This is a genomic window from Halorubrum orientale, from assembly GCF_059623105.1.
In genome coordinates this window covers 20,813-34,676 of the sequence record NZ_JBSPSR010000003.1, presented here as the reverse complement: position 1 = coordinate 34,676, position 13,864 = coordinate 20,813, and the positions used below count along the sequence as shown (strand labels likewise).

At 66.2% G+C, this 13,864-nt stretch carries 13 protein-coding genes; 5 read left to right on the top strand and 8 right to left on the bottom strand.

What is annotated here, in order from left to right; translation table 11 throughout:
• Window positions 1-84 precede the first annotated feature (84 nt).
• Window positions 85-1,368, bottom strand: a complete 1,284-nt coding sequence (gene purD, locus ACWUI7_RS02990; protein WP_496640707.1) for a phosphoribosylamine--glycine ligase — start codon at window positions 1,366-1,368, stop codon at window positions 85-87.
• A gap of 166 nt (window positions 1,369-1,534) precedes the next feature.
• On the opposite strand from purD, the gene ACWUI7_RS02985 reads away from it, so the two are divergent.
• Entirely contained in the window at window positions 1,535-3,709 is a 2,175-nt protein-coding gene (locus tag ACWUI7_RS02985) for a thioredoxin domain-containing protein (protein WP_496640706.1), read from the top strand.
• A 264-nt stretch (window positions 3,710-3,973) separates the two neighbouring features.
• On the top strand, window positions 3,974-5,053 hold the full coding sequence (locus ACWUI7_RS02980) for a geranylgeranyl reductase family protein (protein ID WP_496640705.1): 1,080 nt from the start codon (window positions 3,974-3,976) through the stop codon (window positions 5,051-5,053).
• Between the two features lie 53 nt (window positions 5,054-5,106).
• Here ACWUI7_RS02980 and ACWUI7_RS02975 read toward each other — a convergent pair whose 3' ends face one another.
• The gene (locus tag ACWUI7_RS02975; protein ID WP_496640704.1) at window positions 5,107-5,715 is read right to left on the bottom strand and encodes a TRAM domain-containing protein; all 609 of its coding nucleotides are present in this window, start codon (window positions 5,713-5,715) and stop codon (window positions 5,107-5,109) included.
• Between the two features lie 109 nt (window positions 5,716-5,824).
• Here ACWUI7_RS02975 and ACWUI7_RS02970 point away from each other — a divergent pair, with 109 nt between their 5' ends.
• Window positions 5,825-7,063: a mandelate racemase/muconate lactonizing enzyme family protein gene (locus tag ACWUI7_RS02970; RefSeq protein WP_496640703.1), complete on the top strand. Its 1,239-nt coding sequence runs from the start codon at window positions 5,825-5,827 to the stop codon at window positions 7,061-7,063.
• 127 nt (window positions 7,064-7,190) lie between these two features.
• Window positions 7,191-8,177: an acetamidase/formamidase family protein gene (locus tag ACWUI7_RS02965; protein WP_496640702.1), complete on the top strand. Its 987-nt coding sequence runs from the start codon at window positions 7,191-7,193 to the stop codon at window positions 8,175-8,177.
• Window positions 8,178-8,208: 31 nt separating this feature from the next.
• Here ACWUI7_RS02965 and ACWUI7_RS02960 read toward each other — a convergent pair whose 3' ends face one another.
• From ACWUI7_RS02960 to ACWUI7_RS02945, 4 genes are all read right to left on the bottom strand, one after another.
• The gene (locus ACWUI7_RS02960; protein WP_496640701.1) at window positions 8,209-9,381 is read right to left on the bottom strand and encodes an MFS transporter; all 1,173 of its coding nucleotides are present in this window, start codon (window positions 9,379-9,381) and stop codon (window positions 8,209-8,211) included.
• Window positions 9,382-9,545: 164 nt separating this feature from the next.
• Window positions 9,546-10,166, bottom strand: a complete 621-nt coding sequence (locus ACWUI7_RS02955; RefSeq protein WP_496640700.1) for an MOSC domain-containing protein — start codon at window positions 10,164-10,166, stop codon at window positions 9,546-9,548.
• Window positions 10,167-10,241: 75 nt separating this feature from the next.
• Window positions 10,242-10,631: a hypothetical protein gene (locus tag ACWUI7_RS02950; protein ID WP_496641092.1), complete on the bottom strand. Its 390-nt coding sequence runs from the start codon at window positions 10,629-10,631 to the stop codon at window positions 10,242-10,244.
• Window positions 10,632-10,704: 73 nt separating this feature from the next.
• Window positions 10,705-11,622, bottom strand: coding sequence for a PLP-dependent cysteine synthase family protein (locus ACWUI7_RS02945; RefSeq protein WP_496640699.1), 918 nt, complete (start codon window positions 11,620-11,622; stop codon window positions 10,705-10,707).
• 88 nt (window positions 11,623-11,710) lie between these two features.
• On the opposite strand from ACWUI7_RS02945, the gene ACWUI7_RS02940 reads away from it, so the two are divergent.
• The gene (locus ACWUI7_RS02940) at window positions 11,711-12,094 is read left to right on the top strand and encodes a TlpA family protein disulfide reductase (protein ID WP_496640698.1); all 384 of its coding nucleotides are present in this window, start codon (window positions 11,711-11,713) and stop codon (window positions 12,092-12,094) included.
• Between the two features lie 37 nt (window positions 12,095-12,131).
• Here ACWUI7_RS02940 and ACWUI7_RS02935 read toward each other — a convergent pair whose 3' ends face one another.
• Together ACWUI7_RS02935 and ACWUI7_RS02930 are read right to left on the bottom strand one after the other, a co-directional pair.
• Complete coding sequence (locus ACWUI7_RS02935; RefSeq protein WP_496641091.1) at window positions 12,132-12,665, bottom strand: DUF7109 family protein; 534 nt, start codon at window positions 12,663-12,665, stop codon at window positions 12,132-12,134.
• A gap of 16 nt (window positions 12,666-12,681) precedes the next feature.
• Window positions 12,682-13,857 (bottom strand): glycosyltransferase family protein, encoded by a 1,176-nt coding sequence (locus ACWUI7_RS02930; RefSeq protein ID WP_496640697.1) that lies wholly within the window; start codon window positions 13,855-13,857, stop codon window positions 12,682-12,684.
• Between the last annotated feature and the right edge of the window lie 7 nt (window positions 13,858-13,864).

Here is a 13,864-nt window from a genome sequence, read left to right as displayed (position 1 = left end):
TGTTCGCCAGCAACACCATGGATACCGTGACCGTGAGCCCCGCGGTGGTGCGTCTACGGCTATGTCGGCCGTCCCGCTGACCGGCTACTCGCGCAGCTCGCGCATATGTGTGACACGCCGGTCGAGCAGCGCCTGCGTGCCGATGTCCTTGCGAATTCGGACGCGGTCACCGGCCGCAGCGAGTGCCTCGCGCGCCTCCGCTTCCGCAGCCTCGATCGAATCGCCGCGCCCCACGACCGCAAACGAGCGGGACGTCGTCGTGTACAGCCCGTCGTCGCGCTCGTCGACGCTCGCGTAGTAGAGGAGCGCGTCGCCGGCGCTCTCCTCGTCAACGGCGATTCGCGCACCGCTGTCGGGGTCGGTCGGATAGCCCTGCGGAACAGCGTACTTACACACCGTCGCCGCACCCGACACGTCGATAGCGGGCAGCGGATCGTCGTCGCGTGCGGCGGTCACGACGTCGATAAACGGCACCTCTAGCACGGGGAGCGTGTTCATCGCCTCGGGATCGCCAAAGCGCGCATTGAACTCGATTACCTTCGGGCCCGTCGCCGTCAACATGAACTGCCCGTAGAGGACACCTTTGTACGCCGGGAGCGCCTCAACGACGGCCTGGATGACGTCGAGGGCGGCGTCGTAGTCGCCATCACGCATGAACGGCAGCGACGGCGACGTCTCTGAGTACGATCCCATGCCGCCGGTGTTCGGGCCCTCGTCGCCCTCGTAGGCACGTTTGTGGTCCTGTACTGCGGGCGTCGCTCGGAACTCACCATTCGCGACGAACGCCTGAACGGTGAACTCCTCACCGACGAGTCGCTCCTCGAGCACCACACGGTCGTAGTCAGACGACCGGAGATACGCCTTCGCCTCGTCGGCCGTGACCTGGTCGCCGATCACCTTCACCCCCTTCCCACCGGTCAGTCCGGCGGGCTTCACCGCGAGGTCGCCGTCGTACGCGTCGATGTAGTCACAGGCGGCGTCGGTATCATCGAAGACGGCAAAGTCAGGACATCCAGGAATGTCAGCATCGCGCATGAACTGCCGCTGGTAGGCTTTGTCTGTCTCAATCCGCGCCTCCTCCGCACGTGGCCCGAATGCGTACACCCCGGCATCGTCAAGAGCGTCAGCGACGCCGGCTTCAAGCGCCGACTCGGGGCCGATGACCGCGAGGTCCGCATCAATTTCGGTTGCAAAGGTAACTATCGCCTCGGTGTCCGTCTCCGAGATCGTCTCGAACCCGTCCGCGAGCCGTCGAATGCCCGGATTGCGGACGCTTGCGCAGGCGTACAACGCACAGTCGTCGGCGAGTGAACGGGCAATCGCGTGCTCTCGTCCCCCGCCACCGATCAAGAGAACGGTCTCCGTCATGACCGACGGATATCCACAAAGAGGCCTAAACCTTCCCCTCTCAGCCCGGAAATCGATCCATACAGATGGATCGAGTTCTGGCGGGGGCGCCGAGTAGCAACTCTCGAGTGTCTGAGACGTCACCGCGTGTGACGGGGTTTTTGACGCTACCGCTACAATCCCGGCCATGTCCCAGCCAACCGAGCGGAACCGGCTCGCCGACGAGCCGAGCCCCTATCTCCAACAGCACGCCGACAACCCGGTACACTGGCAGCCGTGGGGAGAGGCAGCGTTTGAGCGTGCCCGAGCGCACGACGTCCCGGTGTTCGTCTCAATCGGCTACTCGGCGTGTCACTGGTGTCACGTCATGGAAGAAGAGAGCTTCGCCGACGAGGAGGTGGCGGCGCTGCTCAACGACTCGTTCGTCCCGATCAAAGTCGACCGGGAGGAGCGTCCAGACGTCGACAGCACCTTCATGACCGTCTGTCGGCTGGTCACCGGTGGCGGTGGATGGCCGCTGTCGGCGTGGTGTACGCCTGACGGAAAGCCGTTCTACGTCGGGACGTACTTCCCGCCGGAACCTCGCGGAAACGCGCCGTCGTTCACCGGCCTCTGTGAACGGATCGCGTCGTCGTGGAGCGACACCGAACAGCGTGCACAGATGGTCGAGCGTGCAGAGCAGTGGAGTGCGAGCGCCCGCGATGAGCTCGAGTCCGTTCCAGCCGGTGCAGACGGCCCCCCAGAGGCTACGCTGCTCGACGAGACAGCCGCAGCCGCGATGCGAGGAGTCGACCACGAACACGGCGGATTCGGCAGCGGTGGGCCGAAATTTCCCATGCCCGGGCGCGTCGACCTCCTGTTGCGCTCGGGGGCACAGACGGGCCGGCGAGAACTCCTCACGGCGGCCACGAAGACGCTCGACGGGATGGCGTCAGGTGGGATGTACGACCAGGTCGGTGGCGGCTTCCACCGATATGCCGTCGACCGTTCATGGACTATCCCCCACTTTGAGAAGATGCTGTACGACAATGCCGAACTGCCGATGGTGTACCTCGACGCCTACCAGCTGACCGGGGATGCTGCGTACGCGCGAGTCGCCACGGAGTCGCTTCGGTTCCTCGAACGCGAGCTTCGCCACCCGGACGGCGGCTTCTTCAGCACGCTGGACGCGCGGAGCCAGCAGCCCCTAAGCCGGGGGAGTGACCCAGACGATCGGGTCGAGGGGGCGTTCTACGCGTGGACGCCAGCAGAGGTCGATGACACACTTGACGGCGATGCAGCCTCGATGGTACAGCAGCGCTACGGGATCGAGTCGGGCGGAAACTTCGAGCGAGGGACGACAGTCCCGACGCTCTCAGCGTCGATCGAGCGGGTCGCCGCCGACCACGACCGGGCCGTAGACGAGGCCACTGAGACGCTAACTGCAGCCCGCGCGGCATTGTTCGAAGCCCGCGAATCTCGGCCCCGCCCCGCTCGTGACGAAAAGGTACTCGCATCGTGGAACGGCCGCGCCATCTCCGCGTTCGCACGGGCCGGCCAGACGCTCGGGGCGCCGTACGACAACATCGCCACAGAGGCGCTTGGCTTCTGTCGAGACCGGCTGTATGACGCCGAAACCGGACGGCTCGATAGACGATGGCTTGACGGAGACGTCGCCGGGCCTGGCTACCTCGACGATTACGCGTTCCTGGCGCGAGCGGGCCTCGACGTGCACGCTACGACTGGCGACCTTGAGCCACTCACATTCGCCCTTGAGGTGACAGAAGCGTTGGTGGCGGCGTTCTACGAGCCGGACGACGGCACCATCTACTTCACGCGCGACGCGGACGACGCCACGGGGGCGGACAGCACTAGCGATGCCAGGACGCTCTTTGCGCGCCCGCAGGAGTTCACCGACCGGTCGACGCCGTCGAGTCTCGGGGTTGCCGCCGAGACGCTCCTGATACTCGACGCGTTCCGCCCTGGCGACCGGTTCCGATCGATCGCCGAAGATGTGCTCGCGACGCACGCGGACCGTATTCGATCGAGTCCACTTGAGCACGTCTCGTTAGTCCGTGCTGCGGCGCGGCTCGCAACCGGTACGGTCGAGGTGACGGTCGCCGCCGAGGCGGTCCCGTCGGCGTGGCGAGACGCACTCGGCGAGCGGTACCTCCCAGGGCACGTCCTCACGCGTCGACCGCCAACTGCCGACGGGCTTGAAGCGTGGCTCGACCGGCTCGGACTCGACGCTGCGCCGCCAATTTGGGAGGGGCGGGACGCGAATGCCGGCGAGCCGACGGTGTACGTCTGTGAGGGGTTCACCTGCTCACCGCCACAGACGGAGATCGACGCTGCACTGGACTGGCTCGACGGAAGACGATAGGCTGCACTGGACTGGCTCGACGGAAGACGATAGACGACACGAGACGCAGACACACCGTCCGCCACGCGTACCGCGGTGGCGCGCGCCTCGCGAGGTCGCCGCAGGCGGGCTCGCGAGAGCGTGCGAGGGATGAGCGAGGGAGCGAAGCGACCGAGCGAATCGGCTGGGGAGGGCGTGGCCCAACGTGTGTCCGGCTGTCGCGCGGTCTCGTGTTCATCACGGAAAGTATCGACATTTATACTATGCAGCATCGAACACGCTCGCATGCACGACTTCGTCGTCGTCGGTGCTGGGCCCGCAGGATCGCGATTCGCCCGGCGCGCGGCCGAAGCGGGCCACGACGTCGTCGTCTTCGAGAAAGGCGACGTTGGCACGCCGCTAGCGTGCTCGGGACACGTATCGACCGACATCTGGGAGTACGTACCCGAGACGGCACGCTCCCGGTTGTTTCAGACTGAGGTCCACGGGGCCCGGTTTCACGTTGGCGGCCCCGACTCGTCGGCGTACCGGTTTTACAAACACGAGGCGGTCTCGAACGTTATCGATCGCGTCGAACTCGACCGGACGCTCGCCGCGTGCGCCGAAGACGCGGGTGCGGCAGTTTACGAGGGGCACACGGTTACCGACGTAGAAGAACACGACGACCGGGTCGCCCTCACAGTCAGCGCCGATGGTGAGACACGGACGATCGAGACGCGAATGGTCGCCGGGTGTGACGGACCGACCTCTCGCGTGCGTCGGTCACTCGGTCTCGAAGAGCCGGGCGAACTACTCCACGGGGTGCTCGCGTTCGATGACGAGCCGGACCACGCTGACGACGTCGACGTCCACCTAACCGCGCCGCGGTTTTTCGCGTGGCGCATTCCGCGGGGTGACGCTGGCGTGGAATACGGACTCGCAGCCCCACCCGGTGACGACGTTTCGGCATTGTTCGACCGCCTCACCGACGCATACGACGTGGAAACCGAACACTTCTGCTCGGGCGCGATCCCGATCGGCCCGCCGTCGTCGGTGACGACTCGGCGTGCGTTCCTGATCGGTGATGCAGCCGCCCAGACGAAGCCCTTCACCGGTGGTGGCATTCTCTACGGCATGACGGCTGCCGACGTCGCTGCGGCAACGATCGACCCGACCGACCCATCGACACTCGGGGCATACGAGACGGAGTGGCGCGACGAGCTGGCGCGAGAGATACGACTCGGCCGGTTCGTCCGGGCCTGTTACTCGCTTCCGGAACCGGTTCAGCGGGTTGGGCTGCGGGCACTCTCGGGCGAGATTGGCGTCCATATGGACCGGCCGTCGTCGTTCTTCTCGCGCGAGCACCTCCGCCGGCTGTTCGGGTGAGGACGGCCACAAACAGGGAGTGACACCACGTTGAAACCTGGGAGCCGGATCGGCTACTCGGAAACTATCGACGCGAACGACACGTTTTCGCGCACGTTCGTGATCTCGACGGTCACCGAGTCACCGGGTTCGGCGTCAGAGACGATGACAACGTAGCCGCGTTCAACCTTCGCGATGCCGTCGCCCTCATCACCGAGTGTCTCGATGGTTACCGTCCGGCGCTCGCCTTCGGTGACCGGTGGGCCATTGGGGTCGGCCCGTGTCGTCGTCCCCGCCTCGGTCGGAAGCCTCTCAGTTCGTGTCGTCTCGCTCCTCAACGATGTCGTGGTCTCGGTGGTCGATACGGGTGCAGAGCCCGCGCCACTCGGCGTCCGTCGCTCCGCGGTCGTCGCAGAGTGGCTGTCAGTCGATGTGGCGTCGGCCGATGTGGCGTCGGCCGGTGGAACGTCGTTCGGTGAGGAGTCACTCGGGGCGTCCGCAGAGTGGCTCGATTCCGAACGACGTGCGTCATCGCCGTCGATCAGGGCAACACGGAGCACGTCACCATCCATAATCTGTCCGCGTTCGACCACGCGTTTCGGAATCGACACGCGATAGTGTCCGCTCTCGTCGGTTACGCGGGCGGTAAACAGTGAGGCGAGTTCGTCATTTCGGTCTGTCATGGGTACACCTCTCGTGGCGAGCGCAAAACCCCACCGCAATCGCGCTCGCACAGTGGGGGGCCGAACACCCGTCACAAACGTTTACACCGGTTCGAGATAACGCTCGACCATGGCTAACGACTACGCGTCGCTACACGATCCGAACGCGGAGTACACGATGCGGGAGCTCTCTCGCGAAACGATGGAAGTGACCGGTGACCGCGGCGGCGGCCGAGACGTCGCGATCACGGACGTCCAGACGACGATGGTTGGCGGGAACTTCCCGTGGACGCTCGTGCGGGTGTACACCGATGCCGGCGTGACCGGGACGGGGGAGGCGTACTGGGGTGCTGGCGTCCCCGAGCTGATATCGCGGATGAAGCCGTTCATCGTGGGTGAGAACCCATTGGACATCGATCGACTCTACGAGCACCTCGTCCAGAAGATGTCCGGAGAGGGGTCCATCGAGGGCGTGACCGTCACCGCGATCTCCGGGATCGAGGTCGCGCTGCACGACCTCGCGGGGAAGCTGCTCGGGGTGCCTGCATACCAACTGCTCGGCGGGAAGTACCGCGATCAGATGCGCGTCTACTGTGACTGTCACACCGAGGCGGAAGCCGACCCCGAGGCGTGCGCAGACGAGGCTGAGCGGGTCGTCGAAGAGCTCGGCTACGACGCGCTCAAGTTCGACCTCGATGTCCCCAGCGGGCTCGAGAAGGACCGCGCGAACCGACACCTCCGTCCAGGCGAGATCCGGCACAAAGCAGAGATCGTCGAGGCAGTGACGGAGCGGGTTCGAGACGTTGCCGACGTTGCTTTCGACTGTCATTGGACATTTTCTGGCGGCTCGGCAAAGCGACTCGCAGCCGCCATTGAGGAGTATGACGTCTGGTGGCTCGAAGACCCAGTGCCACCAGAGAACCTCGCGGTTCAGCAGTCGGTGACGGAGTCGACGGTGACACCGATCGCGGTCGGCGAGAACCGCTACCGCGTGACCGAGCTTCGGCGGCTCATTGAGGATCAGGCGGTCGACATCGTCGCGCCGGACCTTCCGAAGGTCGGTGGGATGCGCGAGACGCGAAAGATCGCCGACGTAGCGAATCAGTACTACGTGCCCGTCGCGATGCACAATGTCGCCTCGCCGGTGGCGACGATGGCGGCCGCACACGTCGGCGCGGCGATTCCGAACTCACTCGCCGTCGAGTACCACTCGTACGAGCTTGGCTGGTGGGACGACCTCGTTGAGGAGTCAGTTATCGAAGACGGCTACATCGAGGTACCAGAGCGTCCCGGGCTCGGCGTGACGCTCGACATGGATGCAGTCGAAGCCCACATGGTTGATGGCGAGGAGGTGTTCGACGAAGCGTGAGCTTCGTCGTGCTCGAAAATCTCTGATTTTCAGGTGTTCGATCCGGCGTGAGCCGGATCAGCGTCACCATCGCAGACTCGAAATTTCCAGTCGGAATTAAGTCGGTCCCTGGTAACGAGACACATGTATGGCCGACCCCGCCGCCGACACCGTCGACGAGTCGTACAGCATCGACCACCACCTCTCAGACGCCGAGCGCAACATACACCGCGCGTGGGACAACTCACTTGAGCCGGTCTTGACCGTCGACGACGGTGACGTCGTGCGATTCGAGTGTCGGGATGCGGTCGACCGACAGCTCGACGCGGAGTCGACCGCGACCGACTTCGCGAACGTGAGCTTCGACCCGGTACACCCGCTGACGGGCCCGGTCGCCGTGGAAGGCGCCGAGCCGGGCGACGTCCTGCAGGTCGACCTACTCGACTTCCAGCACAAAGGCTGGGGGTACACCGGGTTCATGCCGGGTGAGATGGGTCTCGGATTGCTTCCCAAAGAGTTCCCCGAGGCGGACGTCCACGTGTGGGATCTTCAGGGTGACGTCGGGAGGTTCGTGAACGGCATCGAGGTGCCGCTCGATCCGTTCCCGGGCGTCATCGGCGTCGCACCGGGTACCGAAGGCGAACACGACACACTCCCGCCGTACGACACCGGCGGTAACATGGATGTGAAACACCTGACGACCGGATCGACGCTGTACCTCCCAGTCGAGGTCGCCGGTGGGCTGTTCTCCACTGGCGACTGTCACGCGGCACAGGGTGACGGCGAAGTGTGTGTAACGGGCATTGAGGCCCCAATGTTCGTCACCGCGCGACTCTCGGTGCGGTCAGACCTCGATATCGAGCAACCACAGTTCGAGACGACGGGCCCATTCACCGCGATGGGCGCCGACGAGCCGATGTATGGGACGACGGGCATCAGCGACGACCTGATGGACGCGACAAAGCGAGCGACGCGGTACATGATCGAGTACCTCACTGCACACCGCGGGCTCACCCGCGGTGAGGCGTACATCCTTTGTTCGGCCGCGATGGACCTGAAGGTGAGTGAGGTCGTCGACGCCCCGAACTGGACCGTCTCCGCGTACATTCCGGAGTCCATCTTCCCCGACAACTGAGCCGACAGAAGCGTACCCGCGGGGAGCCGCGTTAGTATCCGGGGCCGAACAGCTGGTTGCCCGCGAGGATGACAAACGCGAGGCCAAAGAGTGCGGCGACGATCCCGAACGAGACGCCCCATCCGAACAGGTCGGCCGCGAGCCCGACGCCGACCGATCCCGCCGAGCCGACGACGGTGTACGCCGTTCGGACAAGACCGAATCCCGCCCCGCGTTCGGTCTCGCTCATCGCGTCCATGAACCGCGGATCGATGGCCGAAAAGAAGCTTGAGCCGAAGCCGGCGAAGACGACGGCGATTCCGAGTCCAAGTGAGCCCGGAAGCCAGACGAAGCCAGCCGCGCCGATGCCCCCGGCGAGCATCGCGGCCCCGATCGCTGTGTCACGGCCCACACGATCAGAGAGGCGGCCGATCCCGACCTGGGCGCCCGCGCGGACGACGAAGAACGCAGAGAAGACGGCACCCGCAAACGCGGGTGATCGAGCGCGAAAATCGACGAGAAACGTCGGGAGAAACGAGATAATTCCCTGGGCGACGTAGGTCCCGAGCATGGCAACCACGAGCGGGAGGAGTACACTCGGCCGCGAGAGGAGCTCTACGAGCGGGTCGATCCGCAGCCGTGCGCGCATCGGTTGGTCAGGGCGGCGGGGCGGGGTCGGTCGAACGCGCCACACGAAGGCGACGAGGACCGGGACCCCGACCGCGGCAGCGAGTGCGACGCCGGGACGCCAGCCGTACCGGACGCCCACCCAGGCGGCTGCGACGGGCGCGGTGAGTCCTGCGAGCGGCCCGCCAAGCGAGTGAAGGCCCACAGCGGTGCCGAGGTCGTCGAAGGTGCGTGAGAGCAGCGTCGTCGCAACCGCGTAGTGGAGCCCCGCGACGAGTCCGAGCAGGATCGCTGCGACGACGAACGCCGGAAACGCCGGGGCGACCGCGAGCAGCAGGCTCGTCGCGATCGTCCCCGCAACGGCAACGAGGATGACGGGTCGTTCTCCAAAGCGGTCGGCGAGGATCCCGCTTGGGAACTGCGCGACACCGTAAGCGAACCACATCCCCGACAGCGCGAGCCCAACGGCGGTGTTCGAGACGCCGAAGTCGTCGATGATGAACGGGACGACTGGGCTAATCGCCACCCGCGCGAAGTACGTGACAAAGAACGCGAGCATACACAGCGTCAACACCGTGTGACGGTACCGCCAGCTCATGCGACGTACTCCGTGAAACAGTGTTGGCGGCCAGAACGGAACGGTCGGTGAGAGCACAGAGAGCAACGGGAGCTGGATCGACGGGGAGAGCGAAACAGACGGAGAAGCGAGACGCGCATCACGGGTCAGATTGACCGTGGCGACGCGACGCGTTAAACCGTTGGCTACCGGCCGATGTCGTCGTGAACGTCGCCACCCTCGCTCATCGATGAGGCTCTCGCCCGGAGCCTATCGGCGATCGCCGCACCCGCCTCGCGCGGGGCAGCTCGCTCGATCACGGCCGTGTCGTCGACCGCGATGCACCCAGATCCGAGGACGTCACAACAGAGCCCGCCGCGGTCTTGAAGGGCGGTCGCGAGCCCGTCTTCACCGGCGAGTGCTTCGACGTGTGCACAAGGCGGTCGCCGGCGGGTCGGCCTGAGTAGCGCCTCGCCGACGCGGAGATCTGTCCCGAGAAGGGAGTCCATGCCGGTCCCAAAGCCCTCGACAACGACGTTCCGGCGGTGACGCCCATCGGAAACGTCGATACCGGTCTCCGCGTGAACGGCCGCGATTGCCTCAGCAGCGACGAGCGTCACCGCACACGCATCAAGCTGAAAGTGGCCTGCTCCACGACAGTAGCGGTCGCCGGCGATCCCACCCTCAACGACGTTGACGGCGGAGCGTGACTGCGGTGGGACGCCGCTCTCCGGCGCCAGAAACAGGTCGGTTACGGTACCAGTCTGCGGGTCGGTGTCGGTTCGCGAGTCGGTGACGGAGTGTGGGTCTAGACCCTTGTCGTTCATACAGGCCGTTCGAGCTGACATCGCATAGTCGTGTGGCCGGCACGCGGGCACCTCCGAGGGCAACGGTGATGGACACTACTCGCCGGGCCCAGCGAGCAGCGACGCGTCGTCGGGGCGCATCCACTCACGATGGGCGTAATACACCACGGCGACCGGCGGAGCGAGCAGCGCTGTGAGCGCGTAGATCCACTTGATCCAACCGAGCGCTACGACGCCCCGCTCGCCAAGCGAGAGCGCGTCGAGGAGAATAGCTGCCGTCGCGAGCGGAGCGACGAGGTAGCTGTGGGTGAACCCGACCGCGGCAGCGAGAGGCGTGCCAGCCGCGAGGAGGACCCAATCGAGCGCGAAGAGCACAATCCACCCGGCCGTCGCCAGCGTGAGTACGCGCAGCCACGGGCCGTCGAACCGGCGGTCGGTGGCGTCGGGCGTATCCGGACGGCTACCGGCTGTCGTTCGTGCGTTCACACCGATCGTCAGTGGGGTGCCGTCTTGAACGTCTGGGTCGGTCGTGGTTCTCACTGCGGCGCCAGCACCGCGCTCACTCGTCGAACGTCCCCGACGAGAGGTACCGCTCGCCGCTGTCCCAGAAGACGGTAATCACGAGCGGCTCCGACCCCACGTACTCACCCGTGTCACGGAGCTCGGCCGCGACGCGCTTCGCGGCCAAGTTTGAGGCGCCGGACGACTGCCCGACGAGGAGTCCCTCTTCGCGCGCCAGTCGGCGACATTCGGCTTCGGAAGCTGGAAGCTCAACGGTTCGCACGTCGTCGAGGAGCGACTCGTCGAGGTTCGCTGAGACGAATCCCGGCCCCATCCCCTGAAACTCGTCGCCGGTCGTGTCGCCGCCCGAGAGGACGGCATTCGTCGCCGGCTCAACCGCCACGATCTGGACATCGGGGAATGCTTCCCGCAATCGCCGACCTGTGCCGGTTATCGTCCCACCGGTGCCGACACCCGCGACGAGCGCGTCGACCGTGCGATCGCCGACCTGTTCGAGCACTTCGACGCCCGTCGTCTCATAGTGGGATTGGGGGTTCGCTGGGTTCTCGAACTGGCGGAGCTGGACCATGCCGGCCTCGCGTTCGAGCTCATCAGCACGGGCTTTTGCGGCGGCGATATCGCCGTCAACGACCTCCACGGTCGCGCCGTACGCTCGCATCAGTCGTCGACGCTCGACGGACTTGCCGGCGGGGATGACGAGGGTCACGTCGTATCCCTTTACTGCGCCGACCATCGCTAGCCCGATGCCCGTGTTCCCCGAGGTTGGCTCGACGATGCCGTCGCCCGGCTCAAGATCGCCCCCCGCCTCCGCGGCGTCGATCATCCAAAGCGCGGGCCGATCCTTGGCCGACCCGCCAGGGTTTCGTGACTCGACTTTCGCCGCCACCGTTGTCTCCGGCGGCGAGGACACCCGCACCAACGGCGAGCCGAGTCCTGCAAGAACGTTGTCGTCCATCACGCATACCGACGCGCCCAGCGCTCAAATGCCCGGCGGACGTCGCCGCCGCCGCGGCGTTCATTAGCCGGCGCGCGAAACGACGGGTATGTCGCTCGAAACACTCGAACCCGACCCGTCGTTCGACCCCGACTCACTCGACGCAGCCGTACTCAACACCCTCGATGGCGACTACCAGTATGTGGTGTGGGGCGGCGACTGGTGTGGCGACTGTCAGATACAGCTCCCCGCGTTCGGTGCTGCCCTGTCGGCCGCTGGTGTCGACGACGATCAGATCCAGTCGTATCCCGTCTCGAAGGGATCAGACGGCAAGGAGGGGCCGGGCGTCGAGGCCTACGACATCGAGCGAATCCCGACGGTCGTCGTGGAAGACGCCAACGGCGCGGAGATCGCTCGGTTCGTCGAGCAGGCAGACGTCTCGATAGCCGAGGCGCTCGCACGCGACCTCGCGGACCTCGGCGCGACGCAATAGGTCGCCGTCGACCTCGCTCACGGGCCACCGAGCCAACTCACGAGTCGTCGAGTTCGGCCACGATCCGGTCGCGAACCCGACCGACGTCGACGGCTGCCCACGCCCCAAGGTCGTACGTGACGTCTGCGAGCGTCTCGAGCCGCGTGGGGTCGTCCGCGGTGATCGCCGCCACCGCCTCGTCTGAGAGCCGCTCAAGCACCGCGTCAGCGAGGGCCTCCCGGGTGACGGTTCGGGGGTCGACATCGAGGATGTGCGGAAGGTCGGCGGCGCCGTCCGGGAGGGTCGGAAATGCGACTGGACCGACCGCCAAGAGTGGATTCTCACTGTCGAGGGGCACGGTGTCCACGTCGATCGACGCTGGTGGTGCGGACACGAGCACGTAGGCGTCGATGGCGGTATCGACGACGGCCGCAACCGTGCTCGGTTCAACCGTCTCTCGGCGCTTGAACGCGAGTTCGTCGACCGCCCGGGTCAGCTCTGTCGGTGTGAGCCACCCGAACAGGTCGACGATGCCTGCGAGCGCATCGGGCACGAGCCAGTCGGGCGCGTCGTCGGTCGACGCGTGGTCCATCACCGCCCCCCGTCGTTCATCGGTCACCACCACCCGTCGGGGCCCCATCTCGTCTGGCGACGGGATCGCTCGTCGACGTCGATGTCGACTCGATTGTCGTGTCGATGACGGATTCGAGGTCCGTCCGGGCCGCATTCGCAACCTCCTCCGGCGAGAGTGGTGTGGTCTCCCAGGCGGGGAGTCGGGTGTCGGGGCCAGGCTCGGCTATCGCCTCGGCGTACGTCGCCACCTGATCGCGTTCGTCAGCCGGATCGTACGAGAGGTCGTTGAACGCCGCGTCCGCGCCGTACTGTCGGACAAGCGCATGTGCCGCGGTTCGATACCGCTCGGCAAGCCGGTCGTAGTCGACATCGACGCCCGCGTCCTCGACCGCCCGGAGCGTCGCCGCCCCAACGGTCTGGCTCATATCCGCGAGTCCGGTGGGGCCGCTTACGGCTCGGTGGTCGTGTTCGTATCGCCCGAGATCGACCTGAGCGCTCTCCTCGAAGCCGGCATACCGGAACGCCTCACCCAGCGTGCCGACCTCGAGTCCCCAGCCGCGCTGGACGCGGAGTGAGGCCGCAAGGTCCGTGGTTGCGGCGAACTCGCCTGCGAGCGCGTACCGGAACGACTCGAGGTACTCAAGCACCGGCGCGGCGTGGGCGTCGGCGAGCGCCCGAACCAACGGCCGGAAAAAGAGTCGGAAGAGCCGGCCGTAGAGCGCTCCATCCTCCACTCTGGCGTAGTAGCCCTTCGAGAACGCGTGGCCGTTCGCAACGGGGTACAACAGCCGGCGAACGAACGCCGGCGAGTACGTCTCGGTGTCCGCGTCGTGGACGACGACGTACTCTTCGTTCAGGGCCTGTCCGAGCGCGAGCCACACGTCGCGACCTTTCCCTCGGGTGCCGTCGAGCCCGCGTTCGGCGAGGAGGTCGGCCAGGCGAGGGCCGTCACACCACAGGGTCTCGACGTCGACGTCGAAGGTGTCGAGCCAGGCGGCGAACGGCCCGGCGCGCCCCGGGGTCGCACGCAGCGGTACGACCACCCGCGCCGGGCCGACCGCCTCTAAGGCCGTGAGCACCCGCTCGGCGGCGAGGGTGCCGTACTCGCGCTCGGTCATCGGCACCACGACGGCCGCCCGCCCGGTGGGCGCGTCGGGCTGCGGCTCGGACAGCGCGTGCAGCGTCGTCACGCGCTCTTGGACGTACTCCATTACTATA

Excerpts from the sequence above, each read along its gene's own strand:
- purD (WP_496640707.1), bottom strand. The coding sequence starts at position 1,368 with ATGACGGAGACCGTTCTCTTGATCGGTGGCGGGGGACGAGAGCACGCG.
- ACWUI7_RS02985 (WP_496640706.1), top strand. The coding sequence starts at position 1,535 with ATGTCCCAGCCAACCGAGCGGAACCGGCTCGCCGACGAGCCGAGCCCC.
- ACWUI7_RS02980 (WP_496640705.1), top strand. The coding sequence starts at position 3,974 with ATGCACGACTTCGTCGTCGTCGGTGCTGGGCCCGCAGGATCGCGATTC.
- ACWUI7_RS02975 (WP_496640704.1), bottom strand. The coding sequence starts at position 5,715 with ATGACAGACCGAAATGACGAACTCGCCTCACTGTTTACCGCCCGCGTA.
- ACWUI7_RS02970 (WP_496640703.1), top strand. The coding sequence starts at position 5,825 with ATGGCTAACGACTACGCGTCGCTACACGATCCGAACGCGGAGTACACG.
- ACWUI7_RS02965 (WP_496640702.1), top strand. The coding sequence starts at position 7,191 with ATGGCCGACCCCGCCGCCGACACCGTCGACGAGTCGTACAGCATCGAC.
- ACWUI7_RS02960 (WP_496640701.1), bottom strand. The coding sequence starts at position 9,381 with ATGAGCTGGCGGTACCGTCACACGGTGTTGACGCTGTGTATGCTCGCG.
- ACWUI7_RS02955 (WP_496640700.1), bottom strand. The coding sequence starts at position 10,166 with ATGAACGACAAGGGTCTAGACCCACACTCCGTCACCGACTCGCGAACC.
- ACWUI7_RS02945 (WP_496640699.1), bottom strand. The coding sequence starts at position 11,622 with ATGGACGACAACGTTCTTGCAGGACTCGGCTCGCCGTTGGTGCGGGTG.
- ACWUI7_RS02940 (WP_496640698.1), top strand. The coding sequence starts at position 11,711 with ATGTCGCTCGAAACACTCGAACCCGACCCGTCGTTCGACCCCGACTCA.
- ACWUI7_RS02935 (WP_496641091.1), bottom strand. The coding sequence starts at position 12,665 with ATGGACCACGCGTCGACCGACGACGCGCCCGACTGGCTCGTGCCCGAT.
- ACWUI7_RS02930 (WP_496640697.1), bottom strand. The coding sequence starts at position 13,857 with ATGGAGTACGTCCAAGAGCGCGTGACGACGCTGCACGCGCTGTCCGAG.